The organism is Desulfovibrio sp., assembly GCF_034006445.1.
In the GTDB taxonomy this organism is placed as follows: Bacteria; Desulfobacterota; Desulfovibrionia; order Desulfovibrionales; family Desulfovibrionaceae; genus Desulfovibrio.
Genome location: NZ_JAVESS010000021.1, coordinates 28,966 through 48,039, shown reverse-complemented (window position 1 = coordinate 48,039; position 19,074 = coordinate 28,966). Strand labels below are relative to the sequence as shown.

The following is a 19,074-nucleotide window of genomic DNA, read 5'->3' as shown; positions in this document are numbered from 1 at the left end:
CAGTTTGTTTGAGCGAGGGAGACTTATGCACCCCTTTGCCCAGACTGTCAATCACTTATTTTCGCTTTGCTGAAATGATTTCGCTATCGCAAGATAAAGTCATTATTCAGTTTTGTATGAGCGGGAGGAGACTTATGCGCCTCTTTTCGCACCCCGTCAATCACTTTCTTGCGACCCGGCGAAATTTGTTTCGCTGCGTGTCGTTTCAAGGTCAGTGCCGTGACAGGAATTGCACAATAGGCACATCGCCTTTTTTTGTCAACATCCAATCCCCTCACAGAGACATAAAGACTCTCATTTTTTAAAAATTATTATATAAATACAGCTAGTTAAAAGTTATCAACAGCAAGCGTCCGTCAAATTCATACCATTGGGGTGCATATGCATTCATACGCAGCGTATTTCGCTTTTTAACGAAATATCTTGACATCCCCCTTGGTCGTTTTTATATTTCGCCAGAAGACGAAATATAAAAGGTTTCATGCTCTTTCTTCTTTATAGATAATGAAGGATCGTCAACTAGCCTTTCAGCGCCGGCAGAGCCAGATCAAACGTAGTTACAAGCACGGCCGCAGTCAGACAGGAGGATTTATGTTCAATTTTATCACTACTGTACGCGCTATTGGCGATGAAAACCGTGCCCGTATCCTGATGGCTTTGCGCCTGCGAACCTTGTGCGTGTGTGAAATAACCACCCTGCTTGGACTGGCGGCATCCACCACATCAAAGCACCTCTTTCTTCTTCGTCAGGCGCGGCTTATTGAAAGCATCAAGAAAGGCCGCTGGGTATACTACCGCCTGCCGCAAAATCCTTCGCCCAGCATTCGCGCGGCTCTCGACTGGACAATGCGTGAACTTGCCGAATCTCCCCAGGTTGCCCAGGATGAGGCAGCCCTTCTGGGGATTACCCACAACACGAACATCCACGATTTTCTCAAGCGCAAGCATATCCGAATCCCTGATGACGAGGCTGACGACAGCGATGACGCCGGTACCAGCGCTGAAACTGCCGCCGAAGACAATACGTCCAACTGACCCATTCTGACATCCGCCAGGAGACCCGACCATGAGCAACTGCTCTACTGACAAACATGAACGCTGTGGCCAAGATTGCGGTTGCATCCCGGCCGTGAACCTCACCACGCTGCACGCACATAACCTTACGTGCGCCTGCTCAGGCGGCGCACCCGCTTCCGAAGCCCCCATGGATGAAGAAGAGTCTGGCTGCGGATGCAGCTCTTGCGGTTGTCACAGCCATGACCAGGATCAAGGATCGAGCAATGACAAGCGCGAACTTTTGCTCATGGGAGTTTCTGCCGTGCTTTTCGCCATCGGCATGCTCGGTGATACACGCATGGCCCAGCTTGTCCCCAACTGGCTGGTCATAGCCATATTTTATGCCCTGCCCTACATCCTTTGTGGCTATGACGTTCTCCACATGGGCTTGAAAAGCATCCTCAATAAAGACTTCTTTAATGAATTCACCTTAATGGGCGGTGCGACCATCGCAGCCATTGCTTTGGGCGAGTTGCCTGAGGCTGTGGGGGTCATGCTGTTTTACCGCATTGGAGAATTTGTGCAGGAACGGGCCGCCGGTCGTTCCCGCCGATCCGTCAAGGCACTCCTGGCTGCGCGACCCAGCATTGCACACCAGATCCTTGATGATGGCAGCACTTGTGACGTCAAGCCCGAAGACCTGGGCCCTGGCAGCCACATTCTTGTGCGTCCCGGCGAAAAAATCCCCCTGGACGGTACTGTGCTCGAAGGCGAATCGCAGGTTGACACCTCCCCACTCACGGGCGAGTCGGTTCCCTTGAGGCTTTTGCCTGGCGGCCGCGTGCATGCGGGAACCATCAATCTGAACGGTTCGCTGCGGATAGAGGTCACAGCCGCCTTTGCCGAATCATCCATTGCGCGCATTTTGGAAATGGTGGAAAACGCCGTAGCCCGCAAAGCCCCCACCGAGCGCTTCATCACCCGCGTGGCACGCTGGTATACGCCTGCCGTCACAGGACTCGCCCTGCTGGTCGCCGTGCTCCCCCCAGTCCTGGGCTTTGGCTCCTTTTCTGAATGGTTGTACCGGGCGCTGGTGCTTCTGGTCATCTCCTGCCCATGCGCGCTGCTCATTTCCATTCCCCTTGGGTATTTTGGGGGCATAGGCGCGGCCTCGCGCAGGGGCATTCTTATCAAGGGCGGCGCGGTGCTGGACAGCCTGCGAGACATTCGTGTGGCCGCTCTGGACAAAACAGGAACCCTCACCGAAGGCGTTTTTGAGGTCAATGCAGTATTGCCCGCTCCGGGTGTGGAGCCAGAGGAACTGCTGACAATGGCCGCCCTGGCTGAAAGCCGCTCCAACCACCCTATAGCGCGCTCTGTAATGCGGGCCGCGCTCGAGGCCAAGATTATCACTGACGACGCGGCCATAAGCAGCATGCGGGAAATTCCTGGCAAGGGCGTTGAAGTGCATGCTGCCGAGGTCACCCTGCTTGCGGGCAATGGCGCGCTTATGGAGGCCTACAGCATAGTGCCGCAGCCAGTAACCGTACCCGGCAGCGTTGTTCAGGTTGCCCGCAATGGCCGCCTGCTTGGAGCCCTTGTGGTTGCGGACAGGCTCAAGCCGCAATCGCCGGAAGCCATTGAAGGGCTGCGCCATATGGGTGTGGGCACCATAGCCATGCTTACAGGAGACCGCGAGGAACAGGCCCAACCTGTGGCTGAACGCCTGAAACTGGATATTCTCAAGGCTGACCTTCTGCCAGAAGACAAGGCGGCGGCGCTTGAGGCCCTTGGCCCCGTCAAGAGCACACTCTTTGTGGGAGACGGCATCAACGATGCGCCGGTACTGGCTACGGCTGGCGTCGGCGTGGCCATGGGCGGCCTGGGAGCCGAAGCCGCCATTGAAACCGCCGATGTTGTCATTTTGGACGACAACCCCGCCAAGTTGCCGGAACTGCTCCGCATTGCCCGTCGCACCAGAACTATTGTGTGGCAAAATATCGCCATGGCTCTTGGCATCAAAAGTGTCTTTATGGGGCTTGGCATCTTTGGGCTTTCGGGCCTGTGGGAGGCTGTGTTCGCTGACGTGGGCGTGGCGCTCATGGCAGTGCTGAACGCCGCCCGTGCTGGAAAAACCGACAGCAAATAGCGCTGCGCGAGAGTACGGCGAACCGCAACGTGTCGTGAATTCAGCTGAACATCGCAAGTTTCGGCAGAATGACAAAGTAAAATGCGGAGCATTTCAAAGGTAATCGGATCGAAAAATATCAAACACACGAAGGGCACTGCTTACGCGGCAGTGCCCTTCTTTATGAACAGTACTCTTGCTAATTAATAAAATGAGCTTTGCGAATACACATTCCAAAAACTTACAGCACCCCGTTGCTGAGCATCGCGGCGTGGATCAACAGAGCAGCCAAGCCCCACAGTCAGCCCAACCATTCCACCTCGTGCCCGGCCGATGCAAGGGCCTCAAGGGCTTTGGACAGATTTTCCTTTTTAACCAGAATATAATCTGTGTCAAACGTGGAAAGCGCGAAGATGCTGACAGACGCCCGAGCCAGTACCGTGGCCAAACCCGCCAGCACGCCCGTCAGGCCGAAGTCCATTTGTCCTGCCACCCGAAAAGCGCGCCAGCCGTCTTCGCGTGCAAGACAGTGCACCGGGGCATGAGCAGACAGACATACTACGGAAGTTTCGGCATCGGTTCTGCCAATAAAAAGCCAGGGAGCAGCAAGGTTTACCTCATGCATGCCGGACACCTTGCTGACAGTAAACTCCCCTTCAACTACCTCAAGACGCATGATTTTTTCACCTTACTTGGAACAGACAGGCAGATTTTTTCCCAAAAAAGCTCAGCCAACAAGTCTGCGCATGGCAGGAAGCCCTTCACAACCGCCGTGAAGACCCACCTCAGGAAAGCAGAAGCTTTAAGTGTGTATAGGCGCGCGCAGTGGCCATACGGCCTCGCGGAGTACGTTTAAGAAACCCGCATTGGATAAGATATGGTTCGTAAATATCTTCAATTGTACGCACTTCTTCCGAGCATGCCACCGCCAGGGTTTTTATGCCCACAGGGCCGCCGTCATAGTGTTTGATAAGCACTTCAAGAAGCTTGCGGTCCATCTGGTCCAGGCCGTGCTCATCCACATCCATCCGCTTGAGCGCCGCCGATGCTTCATGCCCTGTTACCTGTCCATTGCCATGCACCAACGCGAAATCGCGCACCCGGCGCAACAGCCGGTTGGCAATACGCGGCGTGCCACGCGAACGGCGGCCAATTTCATCCGCCCCTTCCGGCGTAATGGATACGCCCAGAATACGGGCAGTGCGCTGCACTACACGGGCAAGATCAGCAGGGCTGTAGTATTCAAGCCTGGCCACAATGCCAAAGCGGTCACGCAGTGGAGAAGAGATCAGCCCCATGCGGGTGGTGGCCCCGGCCAGTGTGAAGGGCTCAAGGTCGATTTTAACCGTTCGGGCCGCCGGGCCCTGCCCTATGACAAGGTCGAGCTTGAAATCTTCCATGGCAGGGTAAAGAACTTCTTCCACCGCAATGGGCATGCGGTGGATTTCATCCACAAAAAGTATGTCGTGGCGATTCAGATTGGTAAGAATGGCGGCCAGATCCCCGCTGCGTTCCAGCACCGGGCCAGACGTGCAGACCAGATTGACGCCAAGCTCGGCGGCCATGATCTGGGCCAGAGTCGTCTTGCCAAGGCCAGGGTTGCCATAAAAAAGCGTATGGTCAAGAGCCTTGCCGCGTTCGCGGGCGGCATCAAGAAATACACGCAGATTGGCCCGCAGATCGTCCTGGCCGATGAAGTCTTCCAAACTGTGCGGGCGCACGCTTTCATCAATATTGACAGCGCACTCCGGCTCACAAAAATCCGCCATCAGGATCTCCCTCTGGCCAGCGTCTTCAGCGCGGCTCTGAGCGCGCCGGTCACATCAAGATCCGGCTCTTCGAGCAAGAGTTTTTTGACCATGGGGGCGCATTCGTCCTCGGCGTAGCCCAGGTTGGCCAGGCCATCAAGCACATCACGGAACACCGACCCCGGCCGTTGGCCAGTCGCAGCCAGAACTGCGGTCTGCGGCGCATCGTCAACCTTGAGCTTGTACTTGAGTTCCAAAAAAACATGCTGCGCGGTTTTCTTGCCTATTCCCGACACGCGGGTGAGCGCCATCACATCTTCTTCAAACACGATGCGACGCAGATCATCGGGTCTGTAAATGGAAAGAATGGACAAGGCCGTACGAGCGCCCACTTTTGAAATGGAAACCAGCACTTCAAATGTCTGGCGTTCTTCAAAGGTGGCAAAGCCAAAGAGCTCCAGCGCGTCTTCACGCACGGCAAGGCTTGTATACAGGGCAAGATGCTCGCCCCTGCCCGGCAAGGCCGACAATGTGTGGGCGGGCAAGGCCACTTCATAGCCCACGCCGCTTTCGGTGACGAGCAGGCAGGCATTGCCCCATATTTCGGCCAGGCGGCCTTCAAGATAGGCGATCATGAATTCCCTTGCATATCAGAAAGTGCTGCTGACGACGCGGAGTGCGTACTGCCGCCAGCTTTGGAGCAGATCAACGGTGAAAATTCCATTCTCAGCGTTTTCGACACGCTCGCCCCGGCGCATAACAGCCGGGCGCGCCGCACCTATATCGCCTGCGAGCGCCTGCCGCTCCTGCTGCCAGAGCAATTTCAAAAGATAGCTCTGGAGCACTGCCGTAAAATATACGCCGTGAAAGCCGGGCGGCCTGCCGCGTCCGACTTGGCCTCATGTATTTGAGCCGCGCAAAACCTTACGCAAGGCGGTCACGCGGCAGTTCGGGCACAAAATCAATCAGCATTGGTAAAGAAGGACTGCCCGGCATCTTTTCTAGACTAAGTATATACGGAACAGTCCGAGTTTTCAAATACGCTGGCAGCGTTTTTTTTAGCCGCCTATGCCCACCATCTGCTTGTCAGCCACGGCTCCCTTGGTTCTGCTGGCCAGCAACTCCGCGCCAATGGGTTTTTCCGCGCATGCCTCACGCACAAATTGTCCGATCTGGGCGTCGCTTACGCTTGCATCGCGCAACATATCGCGCAAGCCGTATTCCCTGTCATCAAAGAGGCATGTTCGCAGGTTGCCGTCGCTGGTCAGCCGCAGGCGGTTACATGAGCCACAGAAATGACAGCTCACCGCAGTGATGAAGCCCAGTCGCCCCAGGCCGCCCTCAATGGCAAACATGCGTGCTGGCCCGGCCTCGCCCGTATCGTCATGCGAGGGCACAAGCCGGGCGCGGGTTTCAGCTTCTGCACGAATCTGTGCGGCAGGCCAGAAGGTATTTTCATTCCACAAGGTTCCACTGCCCATGGGCATGAATTCTATAAAACGCAGATCAATGGGCATGGTCCGGGCGGCATGAATAAAATCGTCCATTTGCCGATCATTTATGCCACGCATGGCAACCGCGTTGATTTTAACCTTGATTCCCGCCTCCAGCAATTTATCCAGAGAGGCCAGCACCGCAGGCAACATATCGCGCCCGGTGACGTGTGCAAACGTTTGCCGGTCAAAACTGTCCAGCGACATGTTGACGGCTTTTACGCCGATCTGCCTTAACAGGGGGATATGGGGTTCCAGCAAGGTTCCGTTGGTTGTAATCCGCAGATCCATGGTGGGGAAGCGCTTGTGCAGCATATGCAAAAATTCATCGCTGCCTTTACGTGCAAAAGGCTCGCCTCCCGTCAGGCGAACCTTGACCACACCCATGGCGGCCATGATGGACACCATACGGGCCATTTCTTCATACCGCAGCACCTGCGGGTGCGGAATATAGGTCTGACGGGCATTGCTACAGCAGTAAATACAGCGCAGATTGCACCGATCTGTGATGGAAAGCCGCAGGTAGCGCACCGTGCGTCCGTGGTTGTCCACAAGTGGCGAAAGACTGCACCTGTCGCGGCAAAGATGGCCGTTTTCCTGCCCGCCGTTCGTCACAGTAGCGTCATCCCTGTTGCCAAGAAGCGAAAATGGATTTACATCTGCCTGCATGAAACACCTGCTTATGGGAGCGGCCCTCGCGGGCATCCTGAGTTTAGCCCTATGCGCCCCCCCGGTTGCCCGGGCTTGGGATGGATTTGACGCGGACTCCGCTGACCTTGTGGAAATAACCCCCGACCGTGTGCCTTTTCAAGGTGATACGGTGGATGTTCGCAACTACGATTCCGACTCCGTTGAAACGTGTCTGGTTGAAAGCGTAACACGCAATGCGCGCACTGTGGAGCTGGTGGTGCGCACCCCTTCCGGCGCCACGCGCACTCTCGTCATGGAAGGACGCTGAAAAAAACATTGGGCGCGACCTTTCGAGGCAGCGCCCAATGAAAGTCCCCTACTGGGGCTTTTCTTCATCCGCACCGCGCTCATGGCCCGGCAAAAGGATGCTGGAACTTTCAGCCTGACCCTGCCCTTTGGGGCATTGATCCTGAAGATGACAGATTTCACACCCCCCACGGAATGGAAAGTGCGTCACAACCGCATAGCGGCGGGACAGGACAGATGCGCCGGGCCTGTATTCAAGCCCCAATTCGCTTAACACGGCACGCAAGGCCTCAGTTGGCCTGGGTGAGGGCGCACAGCCGGCGTCCTCCACTTGCGGAAGCAGCATCTGCACGGCGCTCATGCACATGAACTGGGCAAGATTATTGATCATAAAACCGTCAGAGGCGGATTTTCCCCATGCCTCATCCACTTCAAGCTCCACTTCTTCCGGCAGCCATACCGCCAGATAGGAAATTTTGCCCGTGGTTATTTCGCGCACTTTGAGTTGCGACAGCCACTTCCCCCACAATTCAACCAGACGTTCAAAAACTGCTCCCCCCAGACGGGTTTCCTGGCTCATGACCAAAAAACCTTCCATGTCAAAATAGGGCTGGATGGCATGTTCCTTTACGCCTGCACTGCTTGCCTCGCTCACATACGCTCCTTCAATGAATGAAAACACGACCACGTGCCGTCGCTCAAACGGGTTTCAGCCCTGCGGCCGGACGCTTGTTCTTGAGAGGATAGTTTAACCAAGGGGCGGGCATCGTCAAGGGCCAGTCGCACAAATCGAGCAGATTACCTTTAAAAATACGCATCGCAAAGGGCGCAACTCGCCCGCATGGGAGCGAAACTGGGCAGAAAAGCCGTGCAAACAAACCGTGCAGACAAACCGTGCAGACAAACCGCAGTTCACCGCCACACCGAGCGCCTGCCCGCGCTGTCAGTAGGGCATATTGGCATGAAAAACGCCTTGCGTCCGATCACCGCCACGTCTGGCGACAGTATTTTCTGATCACTTTTTCACGGGGGTCAGCCTGCCCGCTGCCTTCTCATTTAGCGCGCACTACGGGCTGCCCCCCGTGGGCCGTGAAGCGGCTTTACTTGGCAGAGCCGCTTTTTTATCATATGCCATTGCACCATACGTACACGAAATGAAAGGAAGGCGCATGAACAAACCCAACGCACATCCGGCTAAAATCCGCTATAAATATAATATGGACAAAGAGGCCCGTCTTCAGACTGCCCATGGCGTATGGGGAGGAATCAACCCTCAGGGTGAGATAGAAATGAATTTCTACCATGAGAGTGATTCACTGCCCGCATTTTCCGAGCAGCTTGTGGCCCCTGACGGCTCCATCGGACATGAAATGATTCCTGGCGAAGACGACCTGCGTGAAGTCACCCGCTGCATACACAGCCGAGTGCTGCTCAACTACCATACCGCACGCGCCGTGCTTGACTGGCTCGAAGATCGCGTGGCTGCCCTTGAAGAAGAAGGCACTACCGGCATGTACGAGGCTGATCTGGACATCGAACAATAGCCGCCATGACTGAAAGAACCTATCATATCATGACATTCGGTTGTCAGATGAACGTGCACGACTCCCAATGGCTGGGCCGTGCCCTTACCGCTCGGGGCTTTATGGAAGCCCCGCTGGAAGAAGCCCAGGTGGTCGTGGTCAACACGTGTTCCGTGCGGGAAAAGCCGGAACAAAAGGTCATGAGCGCTCTTGGGCGCATCCGTCAGGTCACGGGCGGCAACCCGGATGTTCTGGTGGGCGTTGCGGGCTGCGTGGCGCAGCAACTGGGCGAAGCCTTTTTCACCAAAGAAAGCCAGGTGCGCCTCGTGGCTGGCAGCGATGGCATCAGCGGCGCTCCTGCGGCCATTGAACGCCTTCTTGAAGAACCGGGGCTGAAGCTTTCACTGCTGGACTTCACAAGCCACTATGCAGAACGCGAGGCCGGGCCGGAAACAGCCGAGGGCCCGTCCGACCCTGTGGCCTATATTAACATCATGCAGGGCTGCGACAACTTCTGCGCCTACTGCATCGTGCCCTTCACGAGGGGACGTCAAAAATCGCGCTCCTCAACGGCCATTCTTGAAGAATGCCAAGCCGTTCTTGACAAAGGGGCACGCGAGATCAGCCTGCTTGGGCAGAACGTCAACGCCTTCGGCCAGGACAAAAGCGGCGACGGCACAAGCTTTGCCCAACTGCTGCGGCAGATTGCCGCCCTTCCTGGGCTTGAGCGCCTGCGCTATGTGACCCCGCATCCCAAAGACATGGGCCCCGAGGACATCGCAGCCTTTGCCGAACTGCCGCAACTGTGCCCGCGCCTGCACCTGCCGCTTCAGGCTGGCTCCGACGCAATACTCAAGAGCATGCGCCGCCGCTATGACAGCACAACCTTTTTGCAATTGGTGGAAGCCCTGCGCGCCGCACGGCCGGATATCGCGCTGTCCACAGACCTTATTGTGGGCTTTCCCGGTGAAACTGAGGACGATTTTCAGGCAACCCTCGACATGATGCGCGCCTGTGACTTCATGTCCAGCTTCTCGTTCATTTATTCGGACAGGCCCGGCGCAAGAGCCGCGCTTTTTCCCGACAAAATACCCGCAGAAGTGGCTCAGGACCGTTTGATGCGCCTCCAGGCGCTTCAGGACGAACTGGGGGCCCGCTGGCTCGTTGGCCGCCTGGACGGGCAGGCGCAAAGCACACTGCTGCTTGAAGGGCCAAGTCCCAAGACCAGTGAAGGGCAAGAGCCCAGCTGGCAGGGGCGAGACCCCTACGGCGTGCCCGTTCATGTGCCGCTGCCCGCCGGAATCGACCACACAGGCCGCCTTGTGCAGGTAACCGTTACCGAAGCGAAAAAGCACAGCCTGATGGCCGTGCGCACGGGGGAGCCATGGTAGAGATGAACGTCTTCGGCCTGACCATTGATCCGCAGACCAAGACCCCCATAGTAATGTTGCGGGAAGTGGACGGGGAAACCATCCTGCCCGTCTGGGTTGGCGCCATGGAGGCCATGGCCGTTTCTCTTGTACTCAACAAGGAAAATCTGCCCCGGCCGCTGACCCATGACCTTTTGCTTATGACGCTCAGGGCGCTCAAGGCTTCTTTGACCCGTGTGGAAATCACCGACCTCAAGGACGGCGTCTTTTTTGCCCTGCTGGTGATTCAAGGGCCGGACGGGCGCGTGCGCGTTGACTGTCGCCCTTCTGACGCCATTGCCCTGGCCATGCGGGCCGAAGCCCCCATCATGGTGAATGAGGAGGTTTTGCGCAGGGCTGCCGAAGCTCAGGAAAAAGCCGAACAACGCCTCAACGAAGAAGTGTTGTCTCCTGTGCCGGACGCGGCTACCGACATGGTGCGCAAAGCGGGCGCCCGCAAGGAGGCCGACATGCTGCACAGCCAGTTGCTGCGTGGCACGGCCCTGCCGGATGGCATTGATCCGGAAGAAGACCGAAGGTTTCGTGAAATGCTGCGTTCGCTTGAGCCTGTATCGCGGCGTAAAATGTGACGGGCACGCCCGCAAACTCCAAAAAATTTCCAGACAGTTGAAATTGTGCTAACCCGCAGCCAATTCACGCATAACTGACGAAAACACCTCCCAAACCCGGCCTAAAGCTTTTTTCTCCTGTTCCGAATAGATTCGCATAACAGGGAAATAACATGCTGGACTATAGCCTTTTCAAAAAAATCAATGACCTTTTTGCTTCAGGTCAGCACGCCAAGGCCCGACACCTGCTCATGGAGGTGCAATCCCGCTGTATAGCCCTTCGCGATGAGCTGAGCATGCTTAAAGTTCGTCTGAAGACGCTGGAAGATATAGCTTTTTTTGCTGAAAACCTGCATGTCGAAGACGGATTCTACTGGCTGACTACCAATGATGTGCGGCAGGGGCCCTTCTGCCCGCGCTGCTATGAAAGCGAGGGAGGGCTCATCCGGCTTGAGCGCTGGCAAAAGGCCCTGCACTGCCCTTACTGCCATGCTGGCTACCCCGGCGTCAGACAAGAGGCTGAATACCAGGACAGCGCCATTGTACGCCACGCCAGGATCATTCCCTTTGCCCGCTGATTCGCTTGCCTACGGGGCCGCGTCACTATAGAATCGTGACTGAAGGCAGCAATGCCCCACGCAAATCTCCCCGCCCTAGGACAGTTCCCGCCCCCCTTGCCCCTTGAGGATGTACATGACCTGGCCAGCCGCTCTGAACATTCTTCTTCTTAGCGAAAGCGATTCGCTGGCTAGTCTTGACCGGCGCGCTCTGCGTGACGTCGGAGCCAGCCGGGTGGAAAGCATGACGTCCGGCATCGACGCTGCCCGCATGCTGGCGGCCCTTGACCAGGCTCAGGCCCTCTTTATGCCCGACGTGGTCGTCTGTTCGCAAAAACTGGCTGATATGGACGGCGAGCAGTTCTGCGCCATACTGCGCCTGCATCCCCTGCTTCTCGATTTGCCGATTCTGCTCATCCTGCCCAACGACAGCGAGGTCGAGCAACTCAAAACGCTGGGCTGCGGCGCCAGCGCCTTGCTGGCGCGCCCCTATTCCATCAACGTTCTCAAGGCGCATCTGGACTCCCTGACGGCCTCACGCCCAAGCTTGCAACAGCTTCAGGACGCCCAACGCTATACCGACACCAAATCTTTTGATCAGGCGCTTGCCACCTACGGCATCCTGCTCAAGCCCGTGCGTCAGCCCGAGGACTATTTTCGTGTGGGTATGCAATGTCTGCAGCAGCGCCAGTGGAATAACGCCATAAACGCCTTTCAGCGCGCCCTGAGGGGGGCGGTCATTCAGGGGCATGCGGAACTTGGGATGGCCGTTGCCTGGAAGGGCAAGGGCGACATGGCGCAGTATCGCCATTATCTCGGATTGGCGGCCACAACCTTTGTGCGTGCCCGTCACTGGCACCAGGCGCGCACCGTATACGTCGGGCTGCTCCGGGAAGACCCGGACGCCAAAAGTCCTTTTCTGTCCGAAGCTTTTCAGATGATGCGCCAGGGGCAGTACGACGAGGCCGCCGAGGTGCTCTCGCAAGGGCATGATGTGACCCCACGGCGTCAATTGACCGAGCGCATAGCCCAGACCTGCCTCAGCACCGATGAGCCGCAACATATGCTGGCCGAGCTCGAAGCCAGTCTTGGCCGTACCTTAGGCATGGCGGCCGGGCCGTTGACCGAGGGCATACGTTCGACGCTGGCCAATCTCGCGCGGCAGCAGGAAGAAAGAAAACGTCAGGAAGCGGTTGAAAATCAATGGCTGGCAGCCCGTCAGGCCGCCCGCCAACGCGAAAATACGGAACAGGCCGAAGATTCGCCCAATGCCGCCGCTTCACGTCAATCGTCCGCAACAGGTCAAAGCGCCAGCCAGACAGACGGCAAGCCGCCCCGGAGCGCAGACAGCAGCCAGGGGGCCGCAACGTCAGCGCGCTCCCAAACGGACAACCCCGGCGCGTCCAAAAGGCAAACCAGCGACAACGATGCAGAAATCCTGCCTGTCCTGTTATGGGGACAGGATTCGACAGACTTTCCGCAAACGTCGTTCGTCCAGGAGCATGCCGCCCAGGAATCTGCCTCCGGCGCACCGCGGACGGATGGCAATGCGCCCCTCCTTGAACCCCTGGCCGCAGATGACGACGCACACAAGCTTACCGATCTGCTGTCCGTGATGAAGTATACCTGGAAAATGGCCCGCCGCCGCAAAGAATAACCACAGCGCTACCTGCGCACCCGCAGGAGTACGGCTTCGGGCGCAAGGCCGTGCAGAAAACGTACCCGCAAAAGATAACACAGCGCTCCAAAGCCAAGGGCCACAATGTAGGCTATCCAGAAGCCCTGTGCGCCCATAAGCGGCGTCAGCACATTGGTGCGGGCCAGCACAAAGCCCAATGGCAGTCCAATGACCCAGTACGCTATAAAGCAGATGGCGGAAATAATCCGCGTGTCGTTATAGCCGCGCAAAACGCCTATGCCCGTGACCTGAAGCCCGTCCACCACCTGATACGCCGCCTGAAAGAGCAGCAAATGCACGGCAAGCGCCGTAACCTCCGGATTGTCCGTGTATATGCGCACGATGCCATGACGGAACAGCACGGTGAAGATGGCGATCATAAGGGCAAAAACCACACTGAGAATAAGGCCGGTACGCGCCACCAGTCTGGCCCGCTCGATCTGCTGCGCTCCCAGGCAGCGTCCGACGCGAATGGTGACGGTCATGCAAAGGGACAGGGGCACCATAAAGGTCAGAGAACCAAAATTGAGCGCAATCTGATGCCCGGCCACCATCACTGTGCCCAGCGGAGCCAGCAGTATGGCGCTGAGTGCGAAAAGCGAGACCTCAAAAAACAGGGCCAGCGCGCCGGGCGTGCCAATGCGCAGAATCCTCCAGACCAGCGCGCCGTCAAAGCGCGGCATGTTGCCCACCCCGTCGCTCCCGTCCCCGGTTGAAGCGCTCTTGCGCCAGAGAGGGGAAAAAAGCGGCCGCAAATGGGTATTGCACGAATCCCGCCAGACATAAAAAAGCATACACAAGGCCATGACCCAGAAGCTGATGGCCGTAGCCACGCCGCAGCCAACGCCCCCCAGTTCCGGCATACCGAATTTGCCGTACACAAATATGACGTTGCAGGGTACGTTGATGGTCAGTCCCACAAGCCCAATGATCATGGCAGGCCGTGTGCGCGCAAATCCTTCAAGAAAGCTGCGCAGATTTACAAAAAGCATGAAACCGGGCAGTCCCCACATGATGGCGCGCAAAAAACCGCCTGAAATCCTCGCCATTTCCGGGGTCAGCCCGAAAGATTCCATCCGCCACGAAGCCACATAAAAAAAGCTCATGAGCACAACGCTCAGGCCCAGGGTCAGCCACAAGCCCTGACGCAGAAGGTGCGCCGCTTTTTCCGGCCTGCCAGAACCCACCATCTGGGCGCTCAAGGGGGGAAGAGCCAGCAGGCAGCCAATGCCGAGCAGCATAACGGGTACCCATACGCTGCTGCCAACGGCCACAGCCGCCATGTGTTCCGCGCTGTACTGACCCGCAATGGCGGTATCGGCAAAGGTCATGCCCGTCTGTGAAAGCTGGGCAATAAAAATCGGCAGACCAATGGAGTAAAACCGCCGGGCTTCGGAAAAAGAAAAATATTTATGAAGCATAAGTCTGGGGGGGTTGAAGGTGATCCATGGCGGCGCACAGCAGAAGTGCAAGCAGCATTAACGCTGCTCAAACCAGTGGCCCAAAATCTCGGCCATCCGGTGTCGCTGCGACCGCCAGAATACTGAAAATATGTTGCGGCAGCGTTGCGCTTTGGCGCAGTTTATCGCAAAAACAATCCCTCTGCAGGCAGTTTTTTGCCCACCATATCCGCAGCGCGACCCACAAGATGCTCAATGGCTGTCCGGCCTGAAGCACCAAGGTCAAGGCTGAAATCCGTCACAAATGTCTTGATGTGCGCGTGTGTGACGCTTTCGTCCATTTCCTGGGCGTGGGATCTGATGTAGTCGCGCGACGTGTCAGGATGCGCGTTGGCATAGGCCAGACTGGCCGTAATGGCGCTCTGCACCCGACGGGCCAGGGGCAAAGGCATATCACGCCGCACGGCGATGGCTCCCAGGGGCAGGGGGAGATGAAACTCGCCTTCCCACCATTGGCCAAGATCAAGCACCTTGGTCAGGCCAAGTTTTTCATACGTGAATCGGCCCTCGTGGATGACAAGCCCCAGATCGGCCTCGCCTCTGGCCACGGCGGGCATGACGTCGCTGAACAGCATTTCCTGCCTGGGCCCCTGAAAACCGCCGTGCAGGGTAAGCAAAAGATTGGCGGTGGTCAGCAGCCCTGGCACGGCCACTGTGGCGTTTTTCCAGTCGTTCGGCGTCAGTCCTTTGCGTGCAACCACAAGGGGGCCGCAACCCCAGCCCAGGGCCGCCCCTGATGACAAAAGCGCGTAACTGTCCATAACCTCCGCTACCACGCCGAGTGAAAGCTTGGTAACCTCAAGCTGGCCTTTCTGGGCCAGCGTGTTCAGTTCTTCAACGTCCGCCATGTGTGGGCGCAGAGCCGCTGGCGCGGGCACGATGCCGTGCAGCAGGGCGTGAAAAATATACGTGTCGTTGGGGCAGGGTGAAAGTCCGAACCTCAGGCTCTGAAACGTCGTTTGCGGCAAAACTGAAGACATTGTTTCCTCGGATTGACAGCGTGCTGCGGGCGGCCTACTCTGCTTGCGGCCATTTCGGCCCACTCCACCTACAGGATTTCATCATGTTAGACGCTGCATACTACGCCGCACTGGGCCTTTCGTCCATCCATGAAAAAGTGCTTGCCGGGCAACGGCTGAGCTTTGACGACGGTCTTGCCTTGTTCCGCTGCCCCGACATTACCGCCGTGGGAGCCCTTGCCCTGCACGTGCGCTGCCGCCTGCACGGGCACAAAGCTTTTTATGTGGTAAACAGGCAGATCAACTACACCAATGTTTGCGTCAACGGCTGTACCTTCTGCGCCTTCCGGCGCGATGCCGAAAGCGACCCCGGCGCGTTCGCCATGAGCCTTGACGATGTAATGGCCCGCCTGCGTGCTGCCGACGCCACCCCCCTGCAACTGGACGAGCTCCATATTGTGGGTGGTTGCCATCCCACGCGCCCCCTGTCCTGGTTTGAGGACATGATACGCGCTGTGCGGGCCTTTAATCCAAATCTGCCGGTAAAAGCTTTTACCGCCGTAGAAATCGAACATTTCTCGCGCCTTGAGGGCATCAGTTCCCTTGAAGTGCTGCGCAGACTGCAAGCCGCGGGCCTGGTCATGATGCCCGGCGGCGGCGCGGAAATTTTTGATGAAGAACTGCGCCCCCAAATCTGCCCGCACAAGGCGGACGCCGCCGCATGGCTGCGCATTTCTGGCGAAGCGCACAGCCTGGGCATCAAGACCAACTGCACCATGCTTTTTGGACACCTTGAGACCTATGAACACCGCGTCGACCATCTTTGCCGTCTACGCGAGCAGCAGGACAAAAGCGGAGGATTCACCTGCTTTATCCCCCTGCCCTTCCTGACGGCCAACAGCCTTCTCAAGCTGCCTGAAGACAAGGTCGGCCCGCAGCGTGGTCTTGATCAACTGCGCACCGTGGCTGTTTCGCGCCTTATGCTGGACAATATCCCCCACCTCAAGGCCTATTGGATAATGATGGGGCCCAAGCTGGCTCCTGTGGCCCTCTGGTACGGCGCGGACGATCTGGACGGCACAATCATTGAAGAGCGCATCGGCCATATGGCCGGGGCCCAGTCTGCCCAGGGCATGACCATTGACGAACTGGAGCATTCCATACGCTCTTCCGGCTTTACCCCCGTGCGCCGCAACGCCACGTTCAACATCATGAATGATACAGACAGCCCGGAGGCGCGCCAGTGAGCACCTTTACCCCCGCACACAGCCCCTTTGAGGAAGAAAGTCCGGCATTTGCCGATGTTCGCGAGGCAGCGGCGTTGGCAGCCAGCGGCCAGCGGCTTGACCGCACCGCCGCTGAAGCCCTGTACTACAAGGCCAGCCTCCATACGCTGGCGCAACTGGCGCACGGCATGCGCATGCGCATGCACCCCGAACCCGTTGTCACCTACGTGGGCGACCGCAACATCAACTATTCCAACGTGTGCGTCTGTGCCTGCCGGTTCTGCGCCTTTTTCCGCGCGCCGGATCATGAAGACGGCTACGTCATCAGCCGGGAAGAAATGGCCCAAAAGGTGGAAGAAACCCTGGCCCTCGGCGGAACGCAGATTCTCCTTCAGGGGGGGCATCACCCTGACCTGCCCCTTGAATGGTATGAAGACCTTTTGCGCTGGCTGCGGCAGACCTGGCCGCAACTGCACATTCACGCCTTTTCGCCGCCGGAAATCTTCTTTTGGGCCGAAAAATTCAATCTTTCCGTGACGGAAGTGCTGCGCCGCCTGAAAGACGCCGGGCTGCACTCCCTGCCCGGCGGCGGGGCTGAAATCCTGCATACCGGCGTCCGGGCCCAGGTTTCGCCCAATAAATGTACCGCAGAACAGTGGCTTAGCGTTATGGAAGAAGCCCACAAGCTGGGCCTGCGCACCACGGCCACCATGATGTTCGGACACGAAGAATCCCCGGCCCACCGGCTTGATCACCTTTTTGCCGTGCGTGAAGTACAGGACAGAACACAGGGATTCACGGCCTTTATCCCCTGGACTTTCCAGCCTGCGCATACGCGCATTCAGGTTGATCCCCTGCCCGCGCCCGCCTATTTGCGCCTGCTGGCCGTCTCACGCCTGGTGCTTGATAACATCGTCAACATTCAGGCATCGTGGGTGACCATGGGGCCACACGTTGCCCAGCTGGCCCTTTTCTACGGCGCCAACGATTTCGGCTCGCTGATGATCGAAGAAAATGTCGTGGCTGCGGCCGGAGTGTCTTTTCAGATGAGCCGGGCCGACATCCACAAGGTTATCCGCGCTGCCGGGTTTACGCCGATACAGCGCACCATGGACTACAGGCCCGTGGACCCTCAGCCTTCGGTATAAGAGACTCATAAAGGCGCGCCCGGACGAAACGCCAGACAGGCCTTTCATCCGGGTGCGTTCTTTAGGGAAACGCTGATTTATTTCGCTTGGCGGTGTTGCTTCACTTTTTTTGAAACAGTCGAGGACGGAAAAGTCCACTCCTGCTTCAAAAAATGATCGCGCCTTGCCAAACAAAATAACTGCGCGTTTCCAGGAGGTTCTTTAATCAGTGCTTCCTTAACAGTGCATTTTGTCAAAGGGGCTTCCCCCCTTTTTGCTCAGGCAAACAACGCCCACCCTGCAACAAGGTTGTCGTCATGACCAGTCCCAAACAGCGGCCTACGCTGCGCATGGGCCGTATCGGCTATCTTAACGTTCTTCCCGTCTATCATCCGCTTGAAGCGGGCATCCTGCCCCACGACTTTGAGATGGTGTCAGGCCCGCCCGCCCTGCTCAACAACATGATGGCCCGTGGCGAACTGCATGTGTCGTCTACATCCTGCTTTGAATATGCCTGCCGACCGGAACGCTATTACCTCGTGGAGGATCTCTCCATAGGTTCACGCGGCCCGGTCATGAGCGTTCTTCTGCTTTCGCGCGTCCCCCTGGACCAACTGGACGGGCAGGAAATTCTGATCAGCGGCGAAACGCATACCTCTGTGGCCTTGCTGCGCCTGCTCATGCTAGACCGCTATAAACTCAACGTCACCTACAGCACAGGCCAGGTCACGCCCGCTTTGCGCGGCGACAATCCGCCAGCAGCCTTTTTGGCCATAGGTGATGAAGCTCTGCGCCTTCGCAACCATGCCGACTACCCCTACCGTCTTGATATGGCTGAAGCATGGCGCGACTGGACAGGACTGCCCTTTATTTTCGGCCTCTGGGTGGTAAGCAGGGCTGCCGCCGACGCAGGCCTTTTCGCCACTGATCCGGGAGAACTCCTGCGTCAGGGGCGGGACTGGGGCCTGGCCCATATGGACGTGATACTAGATCTTACAGGTCACGGTTGCCCGCTGAGCAGGGACGAACTGGCCTTCTACTACAGCAATGGGCTTGTCTACAGCCTCGGTGAAGAAGAGCAGCGCGGCCTGAAGCTTTTTTACGACAAGCTTGCAGCAGCCCGCATGATTCCCGCAGCACCACCACTGGAATTTTTCAGGCTGTGAACTGGCCATCAGCATCATAAAAAGCCCGCTCTCACGAGCGGGCTTTTTATACATGAGGTCTTGCCGTAATGACCTGTCGTAAAACCGGTGCAAGGCGCG

18 protein-coding genes are annotated in these 19,074 nt (G+C 57.5%); 11 read left to right on the top strand and 7 right to left on the bottom strand.

What is annotated here, in order from left to right:
- Window positions 1-591: 591 nt before the first annotated feature.
- Together RBR41_RS12765 and RBR41_RS12760 are read left to right on the top strand one after the other, a co-directional pair.
- Window positions 592-1,035 carry a metalloregulator ArsR/SmtB family transcription factor gene (locus RBR41_RS12765; RefSeq protein ID WP_320353014.1) on the top strand — a complete coding sequence of 148 codons (444 nt, stop codon included), beginning with the start codon at window positions 592-594 and terminating at the stop codon, window positions 1,033-1,035.
- Window positions 1,036-1,066: 31 nt separating this feature from the next.
- Window positions 1,067-3,145 (top strand): heavy metal translocating P-type ATPase, encoded by a 2,079-nt coding sequence (locus RBR41_RS12760; protein WP_320353013.1) that lies wholly within the window; start codon window positions 1,067-1,069, stop codon window positions 3,143-3,145.
- A 280-nt stretch (window positions 3,146-3,425) separates the two neighbouring features.
- Here the strand turns inward: RBR41_RS12760 and RBR41_RS12755 are convergent, their stop codons facing one another.
- The 4 genes from RBR41_RS12755 to moaA all read right to left on the bottom strand — a co-directional run bounded on the left by RBR41_RS12755 (window position 3,426) and on the right by moaA (window position 7,034).
- The gene (locus RBR41_RS12755; RefSeq protein ID WP_320353012.1) at window positions 3,426-3,800 is read right to left on the bottom strand and encodes an ACT domain-containing protein; all 375 of its coding nucleotides are present in this window, start codon (window positions 3,798-3,800) and stop codon (window positions 3,426-3,428) included.
- 109 nt (window positions 3,801-3,909) lie between these two features.
- Window positions 3,910-4,893, bottom strand: a complete 984-nt coding sequence (ruvB, locus tag RBR41_RS12750; protein ID WP_320353011.1) for a Holliday junction branch migration DNA helicase RuvB — start codon at window positions 4,891-4,893, stop codon at window positions 3,910-3,912.
- Window positions 4,893-5,507 (bottom strand): Holliday junction branch migration protein RuvA, encoded by a 615-nt coding sequence (gene ruvA, locus RBR41_RS12745; RefSeq protein ID WP_179981576.1) that lies wholly within the window; start codon window positions 5,505-5,507, stop codon window positions 4,893-4,895. Before ruvA ends, ruvB begins: the two co-directional genes overlap by 1 nt.
- A gap of 423 nt (window positions 5,508-5,930) precedes the next feature.
- Window positions 5,931-7,034 (bottom strand): GTP 3',8-cyclase MoaA, encoded by a 1,104-nt coding sequence (gene moaA / locus RBR41_RS12740; protein WP_320353010.1) that lies wholly within the window; start codon window positions 7,032-7,034, stop codon window positions 5,931-5,933.
- On the opposite strand from moaA, the gene RBR41_RS12735 reads away from it, so the two are divergent.
- Window positions 7,033-7,323, top strand: a complete 291-nt coding sequence (locus tag RBR41_RS12735; RefSeq protein ID WP_320353009.1) for a DUF5334 domain-containing protein — start codon at window positions 7,033-7,035, stop codon at window positions 7,321-7,323. The two genes, moaA and RBR41_RS12735, sit on opposite strands and share 2 nt — an antisense overlap.
- Window positions 7,324-7,371: 48 nt before the next feature.
- On the opposite strand, the gene RBR41_RS12730 is transcribed toward RBR41_RS12735, so the two are convergent.
- A complete protein-coding gene (locus RBR41_RS12730; protein WP_320353007.1) occupies window positions 7,372-7,956 on the bottom strand; it encodes a hypothetical protein in 585 nt (194 codons plus the stop codon).
- A gap of 514 nt (window positions 7,957-8,470) precedes the next feature.
- Between RBR41_RS12730 and RBR41_RS12725 the strand changes: the two genes are divergently transcribed.
- The 5 genes from RBR41_RS12725 to RBR41_RS12705 all read left to right on the top strand — a co-directional run bounded on the left by RBR41_RS12725 (window position 8,471) and on the right by RBR41_RS12705 (window position 13,016).
- Entirely contained in the window at window positions 8,471-8,845 is a 375-nt protein-coding gene (locus tag RBR41_RS12725) for a hypothetical protein (RefSeq protein ID WP_320353005.1), read from the top strand.
- A 5-nt stretch (window positions 8,846-8,850) separates the two neighbouring features.
- Complete coding sequence (gene miaB / locus RBR41_RS12720; RefSeq protein ID WP_320353004.1) at window positions 8,851-10,215, top strand: tRNA (N6-isopentenyl adenosine(37)-C2)-methylthiotransferase MiaB; 1,365 nt, start codon at window positions 8,851-8,853, stop codon at window positions 10,213-10,215.
- Window positions 10,209-10,823, top strand: a complete 615-nt coding sequence (locus tag RBR41_RS12715) for a bifunctional nuclease family protein (RefSeq protein WP_320353002.1) — start codon at window positions 10,209-10,211, stop codon at window positions 10,821-10,823. Before miaB ends, RBR41_RS12715 begins: the two co-directional genes overlap by 7 nt.
- Before the next feature lie 152 nt (window positions 10,824-10,975).
- Window positions 10,976-11,380, top strand: coding sequence for a hypothetical protein (locus tag RBR41_RS12710; RefSeq protein ID WP_320353001.1), 405 nt, complete (start codon window positions 10,976-10,978; stop codon window positions 11,378-11,380).
- A gap of 115 nt (window positions 11,381-11,495) precedes the next feature.
- Window positions 11,496-13,016 (top strand): histidine kinase, encoded by a 1,521-nt coding sequence (locus RBR41_RS12705; RefSeq protein ID WP_320353000.1) that lies wholly within the window; start codon window positions 11,496-11,498, stop codon window positions 13,014-13,016.
- Between the two features lie 8 nt (window positions 13,017-13,024).
- On the opposite strand, the gene RBR41_RS12700 is transcribed toward RBR41_RS12705, so the two are convergent.
- Both RBR41_RS12700 and RBR41_RS12695 read right to left on the bottom strand, forming a co-directional pair.
- The gene (locus tag RBR41_RS12700) at window positions 13,025-14,458 is read right to left on the bottom strand and encodes an MATE family efflux transporter (protein ID WP_320352999.1); all 1,434 of its coding nucleotides are present in this window, start codon (window positions 14,456-14,458) and stop codon (window positions 13,025-13,027) included.
- 161 nt (window positions 14,459-14,619) lie between these two features.
- On the bottom strand, window positions 14,620-15,477 hold the full coding sequence (locus RBR41_RS12695; RefSeq protein ID WP_320352998.1) for a 1,4-dihydroxy-6-naphthoate synthase: 858 nt from the start codon (window positions 15,475-15,477) through the stop codon (window positions 14,620-14,622).
- Window positions 15,478-15,560: 83 nt separating this feature from the next.
- Between RBR41_RS12695 and mqnE the strand changes: the two genes are divergently transcribed.
- The 3 genes from mqnE (at window position 15,561) to RBR41_RS12680 (ending at window position 18,975) form a co-directional block, all read left to right on the top strand.
- Window positions 15,561-16,703 (top strand): aminofutalosine synthase MqnE, encoded by a 1,143-nt coding sequence (mqnE, locus tag RBR41_RS12690; protein ID WP_320352997.1) that lies wholly within the window; start codon window positions 15,561-15,563, stop codon window positions 16,701-16,703.
- Window positions 16,700-17,830, top strand: coding sequence for a cyclic dehypoxanthinyl futalosine synthase (mqnC, locus tag RBR41_RS12685; RefSeq protein WP_320352996.1), 1,131 nt, complete (start codon window positions 16,700-16,702; stop codon window positions 17,828-17,830). Before mqnE ends, mqnC begins: the two co-directional genes overlap by 4 nt.
- Before the next feature lie 296 nt (window positions 17,831-18,126).
- Window positions 18,127-18,975: a menaquinone biosynthesis protein gene (locus tag RBR41_RS12680; RefSeq protein ID WP_320352995.1), complete on the top strand. Its 849-nt coding sequence runs from the start codon at window positions 18,127-18,129 to the stop codon at window positions 18,973-18,975.
- Window positions 18,976-19,074: the final 99 nt, after the last annotated feature.